Origin of the sequence: Streptomyces sp. NPDC051104 (assembly GCF_040682835.1) — a bacterium.
GTDB lineage: Bacteria > Actinomycetota > Actinomycetes > Streptomycetales > Streptomycetaceae > Streptomyces > Streptomyces cynarae.
Genome location: NZ_JBFBBS010000024.1, coordinates 1 through 11687 on the forward strand (window position 1 = coordinate 1; position 11687 = coordinate 11687).

Consider the following 11687-nt stretch of genomic DNA (forward strand, 5'->3'; position numbering starts at 1 on the left):
AGTTCTCAAGGAACGGACGCTTCCTTTGTACTCACCGGAGAGACTCACTCTCTCGGCTTTCCTCCGGGCGCTTCCCTTCGGTGTTTCCGACTCTACCAGATCTTTCGGATCCGATTTCCTCGGCGCTTTCCAGGTTCCCGCTCTCGCGTTTCCCTTTCCGGCGGTTCCGACTTGATCAGAGGTTTTAGGGCGGACTGACCGCCGACCACTTCTGAATCAATCGGGGAGGGCTCCTCAGAACTCATCGCCCCGAGAGCCGGCAGATGCCCACTGTTCCTGTTGTGGGTGGATACCTCCACCTCCAGGCAACTGTCTAAATCTACCTCCCCACGCCACCCGTGTCAACGGGTTCCGTGGGGCGAAGAGGAGATTAGCAGGCCGACACCGGATGACGCACATCCGGAGGGGCCGTTCCGGTCACGCCGCCGTCGGAACGGTCGCGCTGCGCTCGTCGGCGTCCACGTCCCCCGTGTCCCCGGCCCGCGCCGCTCGTCCGCCGAGGACATAGACGTACGCGAGAAAGGCCAGCTCAGCGGCGATGCCGATCGCGATCCGGGCCCAGGTGGGAAGGCCGGAGGGGGTCACGAACCCTTCGATGGCACCCGAGACGAACAGGACCAGGGTGAGTCCGATGGCCATGCCCAAGGCAGCCCTGCCCTCCTCGGCGAGGGCGGTGCGCCGGGTACGCGGCCCCGGGTCGATGAGGGTCCAGCCGAGTCGCAGCCCTGTTCCGGCGGCCACGAAGACGGCCGTCAGTTCCAGCAGCCCGTGCGGGAGGATCAGGCCAAGGAAGGTGTCGAGGCGGCCGGCCGAGGACATCAGGCCCATTCCGACCCCCAGGTTCAGCATGTTCTCGAAGAGGATCCACAGCACCGGGAGGCCCAGGAAGATGCCCAGGACCAGGCACATCGCGGCGGCTCGGGCGTTGTTCGTCCACACCTGGGCGGCGAACGCGGCGGCGGGATGGCTGGAGTAGTACGTCTCGTACTCGCCGCCGGGGCGGGTCAGGTCGCGCAGTTCGCCGGGGGCCGCGATCGATGCCTGGACGTCCGGGTGGGTGCCGATCCACCACCCCAGGAGCACCGCCACCACCGTGGAGAGCAGTGCCGTGGGTATCCACCAGCGGCGCGAACGGTAGACGGCGGCGGGGAAACCGTGCGTGAGGAAGCGCATGACATCGCGCCACGAGGCGCGGCGCGTGCCCGTCACGGCGCTGCGCGCGCGTGCCACCAGTTGACTGAGCCGACCGGTGAGCTGGGGGTCGGGTGCGCTGGACTGGATCAGCGAGAGATGGGTGGCGGTGCGCTGGTAGAGGGCGACGAGTTCGTCCGCCTCGGCCCCGGTGAGGCGGCGCCGACGGCGCAGCAGGACCTCGAGGCGGTCCCACTCGGCGCGGTGGGTGGACACGAACACGTCGAGGTCCATGGATGGGCTGCTCCTCGTACTGCGGCGCGATGTGCCCTCAGCTTGGCAGACTGTCGTACTCCGGAGCGGGTCAGGGGAAGGGCGGTCGGCGTGAGTGAGCTAGTGACGGGTGAGGCGGTGGCGCTGGAGCTGCGCCCCGCGAAGCTGCCGAGCCGGGCGCTGGCCGTGTTGCTCGACCTGGTGGTGGCCGTGGTCGCCTACGTCCTTGTGCTGATCGCTCTGGTGGCGTCCACGTCCGGCCTGGACGAGGCCGCGCAGATCGCGGTGTCGATCGCCGCCTTCGTCCTCGTACTGGTGGGCGGGCCGATCGCGGTGGAGACGCTGAGCCATGGGCGTTCGCTGGGCAAGCTGGCGTGCGGGCTGCGGGTGGTGCGGGACGACGGGGGGCCGATCCGATTCCGGCACGCGTTGGTACGGGGCGCGGTCGGTGTGGTCGAGATCCTCATGACCTTCGGGGTCGTGGCGTGCATCGCCTCGCTGGTGTCGGCACGGGGGCGGAGGCTCGGTGACGTGTTCGCGGGCACGCTGGTCGTGCGCGAGCGGTTGCCCGCCGGCCGTGCGTCCTTCGTGCCTCCGCCGCCACCGTGGCTGGCAGGGCGGTTCTCCGCGCTCGACCTCTCGGCGGTTCCGGACGGGCTGTGGCTGGCGATCCGGCAGTACCTGACCCGGATGCACCAGCTGGATCCGCAGGTGGGCTGGACGATGGCGGAACGTCTCGCCACGGACCTCGCGGCCCGTACGGGCGTGCCGACACCGCCCGGCGTGCCGCCGGCCGCTTATCTGGCGGCGGTGGTGCAGGAACGGCAGGCACGAGAGGCCCGGCGGGTCTCCGGCGGCTGGGGAGCCGTCGAGGCCGTCGAGGGGGGTCCGCAAACCGGCGCCGCAGTTCAGCAGCCCTACGCCCCGTCCCGGGCCCCGGCGCCCGTCGTCCCGCAGGACCCGCAGCCGGCACCGACGCCACCTATGCAGCCCACACATCCCGAACCGCTGGCTCGGCCCTCCACCGGCTTCGCGCCGCCCGCGTAACCGCGGTCACCGCCGGGTCGCTGTCATGGAAACACCGACGGCGGCGACTGGAGGTCCTCCAGCTCGATGCCTGGTGCCGCCAGCACCACGTCTCCTGCGATGTGGACGGTGTGCCGCTCACCCGTGTCCAGGGCTGTGACCTGGTATTCGTCCACGATGAGGGGGGCGTTGTCAGTGGTGTGTGCTTCTCTTGCGATCAGGGCCCAGGACTGGTCCACGGTGCGGGGGGCGAGGACCGGATCGGTGAAGGCGACTAGGCGTACGCGCGTCTCGGGAGAAGAGGGATTGAGGCGCAGCAGACGGGCGGTGGCGACGAGGAAAGCGGGGGATGTGCCGGTGAAGGCGTGGGCGCGGACATTGCCTTCGGTGGCACGGCTGCCGGTGGGGTCGGTGCGGACCCAGGTGACGCCGTCGAGGGCGGCGCCCCGCACCTGCCAGCTCGAGGCGTGCAGTTCGAGGCGGATGGGGCGGCCGAGCTCGTCGAGGGCGAGGTCGACGGAGCCTGCGTGATCGCCGGAAGGGGTGGTCAGTCGGGAGACATAGCGCCAGCCGGTGGGGCCCGGCGCGCACTGGAAGTGTTCTTCGGCGAGGAGGGTCTGGTCGTGCGGGTCGTGAAGCGAATATCGGCCGCGGGGCATGAGGGTCCTGGAGCTTGACGGGGCCGGTCCGCCCAGTGGTCTGGAAAGGCCCAGTGGTCTGGAAAAGGAGGCAGGCCCCCGGCACGGGGGTGCGGGGGCCTGCCTTCGGACGGGGGCTCGGTCAGTAGCGGTAGTGGTCGGGCTTGTACGGACCCTCGACCTCGACGCCGATGTACGCCGCCTGCTCGGGGCGGAGCTTGGTGAGCTTCACTCCGAGCGCGTCCAGGTGGAGGCGGGCGACCTTCTCGTCGAGGTGCTTGGGCAGAACATAGACGCCGGTCGGGTACGCGTCGGGCTTGGTGAACAGCTCGATCTGGGCCAGCGTCTGGTCCGCGAAGGAGTTGGACATCACGAACGACGGGTGACCGGTGGCGTTGCCCAGGTTCAGCAGGCGGCCCTCGGAGAGGACGATGATCTTCTTGCCGTCGGGGAAGGTCCAGGTGTGGACCTGCGGCTTGACCTCGTCCTTGACGATGCCGGGGACCTTGGCCAGGCCGGCCATGTCGATCTCGTTGTCGAAGTGGCCGATGTTGCCGACGATCGCCTGGTGCTTCATCTTGGCCATGTCGCTGGCCATGATGATGTCCCGGTTGCCGGTCGTGGTGACGAAGATGTCGGCCTTGTCGATGACCTCGTCCAGGGTCGTGACCTGGTAGCCGTCCATGGCGGCCTGCAGCGCGCAGATCGGGTCGATCTCGGTGACGATCACGCGGGCGCCCTGTCCACGCAGGGACTCCGCGCAGCCCTTGCCCACGTCGCCGTAGCCGCAGACGACCGCGGTCTTGCCGCCGATGAGGGTGTCCGTGGCGCGGTTGATGCCGTCGATCAGGGAGTGACGGCAGCCGTACTTGTTGTCGAACTTCGACTTGGTGACGGCGTCGTTGACGTTGATCGCCGGGAACAGGAGGGTGCCCTCGCGCTGCATCTCGTACAGGCGGTGGACGCCGGTCGTGGTCTCCTCGGTCACGCCGCGGATCTCGGACGCCAGCTGGGTCCACTTCTGGGGGTTCTCCGCCAGGGTGCGGGTGAGCAGCTGGAGGATGACGCGGTGCTCGTCGGACTCGGCGGTGTCGGGCGAGGGGACCTTGCCGTCCTTCTCGTACTCGACGCCCTTGTGGACGAGGAGGGTGGCGTCACCGCCGTCGTCGAGGATCATGTTCGGGCCGCCGGTGGGGCTGTCCGGCCAGGTCAGCGCCTGCTCCGTGCACCACCAGTACTCCTCGAGCGTCTCGCCCTTCCAAGCGAAGACGGGGATGCCCTGCGGGTTGTCGGGCGTGCCGTTCGGGCCGACGGCGATGGCGGCGGCCGCGTGGTCCTGGGTGGAGAAGATGTTGCAGGACGCCCAGCGGACCTGCGCGCCGAGAGCGGCGAGGGTCTCGATGAGGACGGCGGTCTGGACGGTCATGTGCAGGGAGCCGGTGATACGGGCGCCGGCCAGAGGCTGCGCCTCGGCGTACTCCTTGCGGATCGCCATCAGGCCGGGCATCTCGTGCTCGGCGAGGGTGATCTCCTTGCGGCCGAACTCGGCCAGCGAGAGGTCGGCGACCTTGAAGTCCTGTCGGTTCTCGACAGTCGTCATTGCGAGCTGCTCCTCGGGGTTGGGTCGAGGTGGGTACGGCTGGTCTGCGCGGCGGCGGGCACAGGGGTGCCCGAAAGAGGACACAGGCATGCCCACGTGCGCGCAGCGCAGTCCGTCGGAGGCCCTCTCTCCCTCGGCCGGCCCGTCCTGGACCGCCCGACCGCCATCAGCAGCGACGTCTGGCTCCGTTCCAAGCTACACCGGAGGCCCCAGCCGTCCCCAGTCCGCCTCGGAAGACGCCCGATTGCCTGCGGACGGCATCCCGGTAGCGGGCCGTGTGATCGAGGGCCCCACGTGGTCCGTCACGGCTCGGCGGTGTGATCAGTGACCGGTGCTCGGCCCCGGGCCGCCGGGCGTCGCCTCGGGGTCCGGGCCCTTCGCGGCCTCGGCCTCGCTGTAGATGTCCGGCTCGAGGTAGATGACGCGGGCGATGGGGACGGCAGCGCGGATGCGGGCCTCGGCGGCGTTGATCGCGGAGGCGACCTGGTCGGCCGTGTCGTCGTGCTGCACGGCGATCTTGGCGGCGATGAGCAGTTCCTCGGGGCCCAGGTGGAGTGTGCGCATGTGGATGAGGCCGGTGACCGTCTCGCCGTCGACGATCGCCGCCTCGATCTGCTTGACCACGTCGACGCCCGCGGCTTCGCCGAGGAGCAGGGACTTGGTCTCGGCGGCGAGGACCAGGGCGATCAGGACGAGGAGGACACCGATGCAGACGGTGCCGATGCCGTCCCAAATGCCGTCGCCGGTGAGCAGGGCGAGGCCGACGCCGCCGAGGGCGAGGACCAGACCGATGAGCGCGCCGGAGTCCTCCAGGAGGACGACCGGCAGCTCCGGGGCCTTGGCCCGGCGGATGAACTGCGCCCAGGAGAGCTTGCCGCGCAGTTCGTTGGACTCCTTTATCGCCGTGCGGAAGGAGAAGCCCTCGGCGATGATCGCGAAGATGAGGACGCCCACCGGCCAGTACCAGTTCTCGAGGGCGTGCGGGTGCCGGATCTTCTCGTAGCCCTCGTAGATGGCGAACATGCCGCCGATGGAGAAGAGGACGATCGAGACGAGGAAGGCGTAGATGAACCGCTCGCGGCCGTAGCCGAACGGGTGCTGCGGGGTCTCCTCGCGCCGGGCGCGCTTGCCGCCGATCAGCAGCAGGAACTGGTTGCCGGAGTCGGCGAGCGAGTGGACGCCCTCCGCGAGCATCGACGACGAGCCGCTGAAGGCGAACGCGACGAACTTCGATGCCGCGATCGCGAGGTTGGCGCCGAGTGCCGCCACGATCGCCCTGGTGCCGCCTGACGCGCTCATGTGTTCGCGTTGTCCCTTCGTAGCCGTCGCACCCGGGACGCCCGTACGTACCGTACGCCGTCCGGGGCTTTGCCCGTCCTTTGCCGGTGGGCCATTGTTGCAGCAGGCTCCGACAGCGGTGCGCCGGGCCGGGACCGCGACGGCGCCCGGCCCGGGGGCCGGGCGCCGGTGTCAGGCGGCGACCGTGGCCCGGAAGACCGTGCCGGCCCCCGACACCTCGGCCTTGTCCTCCGCCGGCACGAACACCGACTCGCCGGGCGCGAGCACCTGGTCGCCCGCGCGGACGGAACCGGCCGTGCACAGCAGGATCTGCGGGGTCGCGCGCGTGAGGTCGTGCGGGGCGGCGCCCTCGGTCACCACGTACCGGGACAGGCGGAACTCGTCGATCGGGGTCTCGTAGACCTCCTCGCCGTCCGCGGAGGCCTCGGGGCGCAGAACACCGGGGTCGCTCGCCTCGAAGCGGACGATCCGCAGCAGTTCCGGGACGTCGACGTGCTTGGGGGTGAGGCCGCAGCGCAGGACGTTGTCGGAGTTGGCCATGATCTCGACGCCGAGGCCGCTCAGGTAGGCGTGCGGGACGCCGGCGCCGAGGTAGAGGGCCTCGCCGGGCTGCAGCCGGACGTGGTTGAGCAGCATCGCGGCGATCACACCCGGGTCACCGGGGTAGTGGTGGGCGATGTCGGCGTACGGGGCGTAGGCGCCGCCGAGGCGGGCGCAGGCGGCCGCCGCCTCGGTGACCGTGTGGGTCATCTCCTCGGGGTCGGCGCTCAGCACGGCGGTGAGGACCTCGCGCAGGGCGGCGTCTTCGGGGTGGGCGTGCAGCACGTCGACGTACGGCTTGAGGGAGTCGACGTCGAGGCCGGCGAGCAGGTCGGCGGCGGCGTCGGGGGCGCGGAAGCCGCACAGGCCGTCGAACTCGGTGAGGGCGCAGATCAGTTCGGGCTTGTGGTTGGCGTCCTTGTAGTTGCGGTGGGGCGCGTCCACGGGGATGCCGCGGCGCTCCTCGTCGGCGTAGCCCTCCTTCGCCTGCTCCAGGTCGGGGTGGACCTGGAGGGAGAGCGGGGCGCCGGCGGCGAGGATCTTCAGCAGGAACGGCAGCCGGGGGCCGAACCGGGCGACCGTCCGCTCCCCCAGTTCGCGCTCCGGAGCCTTGTCGATCACCTCGTTCAGGGGGCCGCGCAGGGTGCGCGAGGGTGCCCCGGGGTGGGCGCCCATCCACATCTCCGCCTGCGGCTCACCGGTCGGCTCCACGCCGAGGAGCCGGGGGATGGCGGTGGTCGAACCCCAGGCGTAGGGGCGGACGGTGTTGTCGAGGCGATCCATGAGTTTTTCTTCGTCTCCGTACGTACGCTCCCGGCCGGCGCCGCTCTGGACGGGTCGACCGGTGCGCGCTGGTCAGATGGTGTGAGCCTAGTGCTGTGGCCGGAAAGGCCTGCGGTGGGCCTTTCCGGTGACAGCGCCACGTCAGGCCGCGAAAGCGAGCGCCACGTAAACGGCGGCGAAATCCGTGATGGAGATCAGTTCCGCGAGGGTCTCCAGCTCGTCGCCGTCCTCGGGTTCGAGTTCGCTGATCGCCGTGTCGTGGCTGAGGGCCAGGTCTCGGGCGGCGGGGGCGGCGCTCAGGCCGCCGATGGGGCGGTCGCGCAGGAGCACCACGCGCGCGTGCAGGGCTTGTGCCTCCTCGACGCGGTCGCGGAAGAAGTCGTCGGGGTCGGCGCCCGCGGCGAGCGGGCCGGAGAGCAGCACACCGTGCGCGGCGAGTGCCTCGGGCAGCTGCGCGGTGAGCGCGGGACGGCCGGCCAGCTCGGCGAGCGCGGCGGCGAAGCGGCGGCCGGCGGGTGCGGCGGAGACGCCTTCCGTCCAGATCACCGGGAGCGCTTCGGCGAGTTCGGCAGCGAGGTTCTTGGCGGGGTTGCTGTAGGTGGCGATGGCCGGGCCGCAGCGTTCGGCGACCTGGTCGAGGCGGTCGGCGACCTTCTCCAGGACGTCGGGCGGCGCGGAGAGCAGGCCGGTCCGGTCCAGGAGGGCGAGCAGCGGGGTGAGCAGGGCCCACAGGACGCCGGGCGCGGAGGCGGCGAGGGGTTCCTCCTGCTCGTAAGGGGCGGTCGCCATGGGCACGAACAGGCCGTGGGCGGCGGTCACCGCCTCCGTGATCGGGGAGCGGGCGGGGGTCACGGCGACGACGCTGCAGCCGCGGCGGTAGGCCTGCTCGACCAGGATGCCGAGGCCGGGTTCGGAGCCGTCGGGGGTGGCGATGAGCAGCAGGTCGACGGGCCCGGCCCAGCCGGGCAGCTCCCAGCGCAGCGCGCCGGCGGCGGGGGCGACGCCGGCGGGGTGGATGCGGACGACCGGGCAGGCGGCGCCGGCGAGGGTGCCGAGCAGTTCGGCGACGCCCACGGAGGCGGTGCCGGGGCCCGCGATGAGCACGGCTCGGGGCCGGCCGTCGGGCCTCAGGTCGTTGACCCCCGCCTCGGCGGCGAACCGCACGGCCGTGCGGACCCGGGCGCCTGCCTCGGCGGCGCCCCGGAGCAGTCCGCGTCGGTCGGCGCGCGCCAGCGCCTCGGGGTCGTCGAGCAGCGATTCGTCGAGCATGGGCGGCAGCCTCCGATCGCCGGGTGCGTCAGGCGGGGCGGCGGGCTTCGTCGACGAGCAGGACCGGGATGCCGTCGCGGACTGGGTAGGCGAGGCCGCAGTCCTGGCCGGTGCAGACCAGCTCGCTCTCCTCCTCCTCGAGCGGTGCGTGGCACGCCGGGCAGGCGAGGATCTCGAGGAGGCCGGCTTCGAGCGGCATGACGGGTCCCTTCGGGCTGGTGCGCTTGGCCTGGTCAGACTACCGCTGCGGGCGGCGGCATGCGGGGGTTGGGCGGGGCGGGCGCTGCCGTGCGCCCCGCCCCGCCTGGCGCGGCGTGTGGCGGGGCGTCAGGCCCGGATGATCTCCAGGGCCTCGTCCCGGATCTTCGCCATGGTCACCTCGTCCCTCGCCTCGGCGTTCAGGCGCAGGAGCGGTTCGGTGTTGGACGGGCGGACGTTGAACCACCAGTCGGCGGAGGAGACGGTCAGGCCGTCCAGCTCGTCCAGTTCGATGCCCTCGCGGCCCTCGTAGGCGGCCTTGATGGCGGCGAGGCGGCCCTTCTGGTCGTCGACCGTGGAGTTGATCTCGCCGGAGCCCACATAGCGGTCGTACTCGGCCACGAGCTGGGAGAGCGGCCCCTCCTGGCCGCCGAGGGCCGCGAGGACGTGGAGTGCGGCCAGCATGCCCGTGTCGGCGTTCCAGAAGTCCTTGAAGTAGTAGTGCGCGGAGTGCTCGCCGCCGAAGATGGCGCCGGTGCGGGCCATTTCGGCCTTGATGAAGGAGTGGCCGACGCGGGTGCGGGCCGGCGTGCCGCCGTTCTCCCGGACGACCTCGGGCACCGACCAGGACGTGATCAGGTTGTGGATGATCGTGCCCTTGCCGCCGTGCTTGGCCAGTTCCCGGGCGGCGACCAGCGCGGTGATCGCGGACGGGGTGACCGGGTCGCCGTGCTCGTCGACGACGAAGCAGCGGTCCGCGTCGCCGTCGAAGGCGATGCCGATGTCGGCGCCCTCTTCGCGCACCCGCTTCTGCAGGTCGACGATGTTCTTCGGGTCGAGCGGGTTGGCCTCGTGGTTCGGGAACGTGCCGTCCAGCTCGAAGTACATCGGGACCAGGTCGACGGGCAGTCCGGCGAGGACGGTCGGCACGGTGTGGCCGCCCATGCCGTTGCCGGCGTCGACGACGACCTTCAGCCGGCGGATGGAGGTCAGGTCGGCGAGCGAGCGCAGGTACGCCGCGTAGTCGTCCAGCGTGTCGCGCCGGGTGATCGTGCCCGGCGTCTCCACGGGCTGCGGCGCTTCCCCGTCCAGCCACTCCTCGACCAGGGCGCGGATCTCCGCGAGGCCCGTGTCCTGGCCGACGGGCGCGGCGCCCGCGCGGCACATCTTGATGCCGTTGTACTTCGCCGGGTTGTGCGAGGCGGTGAACATGGCGCCCGGCAGGTTCAGCGCGCCCGACGCGTAGTACAGCTGGTCCGTCGAGCACAGGCCGATCTCGGTGACGTCGGCCCCGCGTCCGGCGGCTCCACGGGCGAAGGCGTCCGCCAGGCCCGGGGACGAGGGCCGCATGTCATGGCCGATCACGATCGCGTCCGCACCGGTCACCTGGGCGAAAGCCGCGCCGAACAGCTCGGCCAGCATCTCGTCCCACTGGTCCGGGACCACCCCGCGTACGTCGTACGCCTTCACGATCTGCGACAGATCAGCAGCCACGGCCAACCCTCCTGAGTTCTCAACGATGCCCCCAAATTACCTGCTGGGGCCGGTGCCCAGCCGGGGGCCCCGGGGTCCGACGAACAGTTCGAACGGAGTTCACACCGGATATCACCGGCACACGGGTCCGCTGGACCGCACCTGACAGGGGCAGGGCGTGCGATGAGGGGGTGGAAAGGAGGGTGACGAGGAGGGGTGGACGCTCAGCTGTCGGGTGAGCGCAGGACTCGCAGATGGCCGCGGCGTGCGACCTCCATCGGGTCGGCCGTACGGGCGCTGCCGCCGCCCGCCTGGGCCGCGCGCTGGTGCGGGCGGGCCGCCTCGCGGACCGCGTTGGCCAGCGCCTCGAGGTCGTCGCCGCTCGGGCGCGCGTGGGCCGAGCCGTCCAGCAGCCGGACGACCTCCCAGCCGCGCGGGGCGGTCAGCCGCTCGGAGTGCTCGGCGCACAGGTCGTAGCAGTGGGGTTCGGCGTAGGTGGCGAGCGGGCCGAGGACCGCGGTCGAGTCGGCGTAGACGTACGTCAGCGTCGCGACGGCGGGTCGGCCGCAAGCGGTGCGCGAACAGCGACGTACAGGGCTCACGACGTTGGACGGTACCGCACTCTTGAGCGGGCCGCGACGACTCTCCCCCAGGTCACTCCACCGTGTCGTGCTGTGAAACACCCCACACCCCCTTTCGGGGTCGCGTGGCTGACCTGCGTGGACAGCCCATGACGAGATACCGGGCGGCTCTGAAAGCGGTCACCACTTGGTACAAACCTCGTCAAAGTTCATGAGCTCAGCGGTCTCTGAGGGATACGGAATCGAGCGCAAGCTTGGCTGGATTGGTCATCCGGCGACATGCCGTGTGGTCTCCGCTCGCCCGGGGCCGGGCCGTCCGGGGCGAGCCCGGCCGGAGGGGCGCGGCCGAAGCGGGGTGGGTTCGCGTGGGGCCGGGCGTGGCGCCCCGGCGGGGACTACGCTTCTTTCAGTGATGGACACCCCCGTACCGCCCCGCGCCGCCGCACCCGGGCCCCGCCGCCGTGACCGCCACGGCCGAGGCATGCGCGGCCCCGTCGCACCGCCCCAGGTACCGCTCTCCGCGAGCCGCGCCGAGGTGTTCGCGGATCTGGTGCAGGACTCCGTGGAGCGCCTGGAGCGGCGCTGGCCGCAGCTCGCCGACATCGACTTCCTGGTTCTGGAGGTGCCGCGCCTGGACGGCCCCGGCGCGGGCTGGAGCGAGGAGGCCGTCCCCCTGGGAGGCACCATCCCGGCCCGCGACGGCCGCCGCGCTCGCGTGGTGGTCTACCGGCGCCCGGTCGAGATCCGCACCAAGGGCCGCGACGAGCGTGCCGCCCTGGTCCACGAGGTGGTCGTGGAGCAGGTGGCGGAGCTGCTGGGGCTGACACCGGAGACGGTGGATCCGCGCTACGGCGAGGACTGAGCCCCGCACGCTCA

The 11687-nt window shown here is 71.3% G+C and carries 11 protein-coding genes; 2 read left to right on the forward strand and 9 right to left on the reverse strand.

Annotation, left to right across the window (positions count from 1 at the left end; translation table 11 throughout):
* Positions 1-417: 417 nt before the first annotated feature.
* Positions 418-1425, reverse strand: a complete 1008-nt coding sequence (locus tag AB0N14_RS26900) for a stage II sporulation protein M (RefSeq protein WP_366028272.1) — start codon at positions 1423-1425, stop codon at positions 418-420.
* Positions 1426-1515: 90 nt separating this feature from the next.
* Between AB0N14_RS26900 and AB0N14_RS26905 the strand changes: the two genes are divergently transcribed.
* Positions 1516-2451, forward strand: coding sequence for an RDD family protein (locus AB0N14_RS26905; RefSeq protein WP_366028273.1), 936 nt, complete (start codon positions 1516-1518; stop codon positions 2449-2451).
* A 23-nt stretch (positions 2452-2474) separates the two neighbouring features.
* Here the strand turns inward: AB0N14_RS26905 and AB0N14_RS26910 are convergent, their stop codons facing one another.
* From AB0N14_RS26910 to AB0N14_RS26945, 8 genes are all read right to left on the reverse strand, one after another.
* Positions 2475-3089: a hypothetical protein gene (locus AB0N14_RS26910; RefSeq protein ID WP_366028275.1), complete on the reverse strand. Its 615-nt coding sequence runs from the start codon at positions 3087-3089 to the stop codon at positions 2475-2477.
* Positions 3090-3210: 121 nt separating this feature from the next.
* Positions 3211-4668: an adenosylhomocysteinase gene (gene ahcY / locus AB0N14_RS26915; protein ID WP_366028276.1), complete on the reverse strand. Its 1458-nt coding sequence runs from the start codon at positions 4666-4668 to the stop codon at positions 3211-3213.
* A gap of 321 nt (positions 4669-4989) precedes the next feature.
* A complete protein-coding gene (locus AB0N14_RS26920) occupies positions 4990-5967 on the reverse strand; it encodes a cation diffusion facilitator family transporter (protein ID WP_366028277.1) in 978 nt (325 codons plus the stop codon).
* 171 nt (positions 5968-6138) lie between these two features.
* Positions 6139-7290, reverse strand: a complete 1152-nt coding sequence (gene manA, locus AB0N14_RS26925) for a mannose-6-phosphate isomerase, class I (protein ID WP_366028278.1) — start codon at positions 7288-7290, stop codon at positions 6139-6141.
* A 141-nt stretch (positions 7291-7431) separates the two neighbouring features.
* On the reverse strand, positions 7432-8559 hold the full coding sequence (locus AB0N14_RS26930; protein WP_366028279.1) for an SIS domain-containing protein: 1128 nt from the start codon (positions 8557-8559) through the stop codon (positions 7432-7434).
* Between the two features lie 28 nt (positions 8560-8587).
* Complete coding sequence (locus AB0N14_RS26935) at positions 8588-8758, reverse strand: Trm112 family protein (RefSeq protein WP_366028280.1); 171 nt, start codon at positions 8756-8758, stop codon at positions 8588-8590.
* Positions 8759-8886: 128 nt separating this feature from the next.
* Positions 8887-10251, reverse strand: a complete 1365-nt coding sequence (locus tag AB0N14_RS26940; protein ID WP_366028281.1) for a phosphomannomutase/phosphoglucomutase — start codon at positions 10249-10251, stop codon at positions 8887-8889.
* Between the two features lie 203 nt (positions 10252-10454).
* Entirely contained in the window at positions 10455-10883 is a 429-nt protein-coding gene (locus tag AB0N14_RS26945; RefSeq protein WP_366028369.1) for a DUF3499 domain-containing protein, read from the reverse strand.
* A 340-nt stretch (positions 10884-11223) separates the two neighbouring features.
* On the opposite strand from AB0N14_RS26945, the gene AB0N14_RS26950 reads away from it, so the two are divergent.
* A complete protein-coding gene (locus AB0N14_RS26950) occupies positions 11224-11673 on the forward strand; it encodes a metallopeptidase family protein (RefSeq protein WP_366028282.1) in 450 nt (149 codons plus the stop codon).
* Positions 11674-11687: the final 14 nt, after the last annotated feature.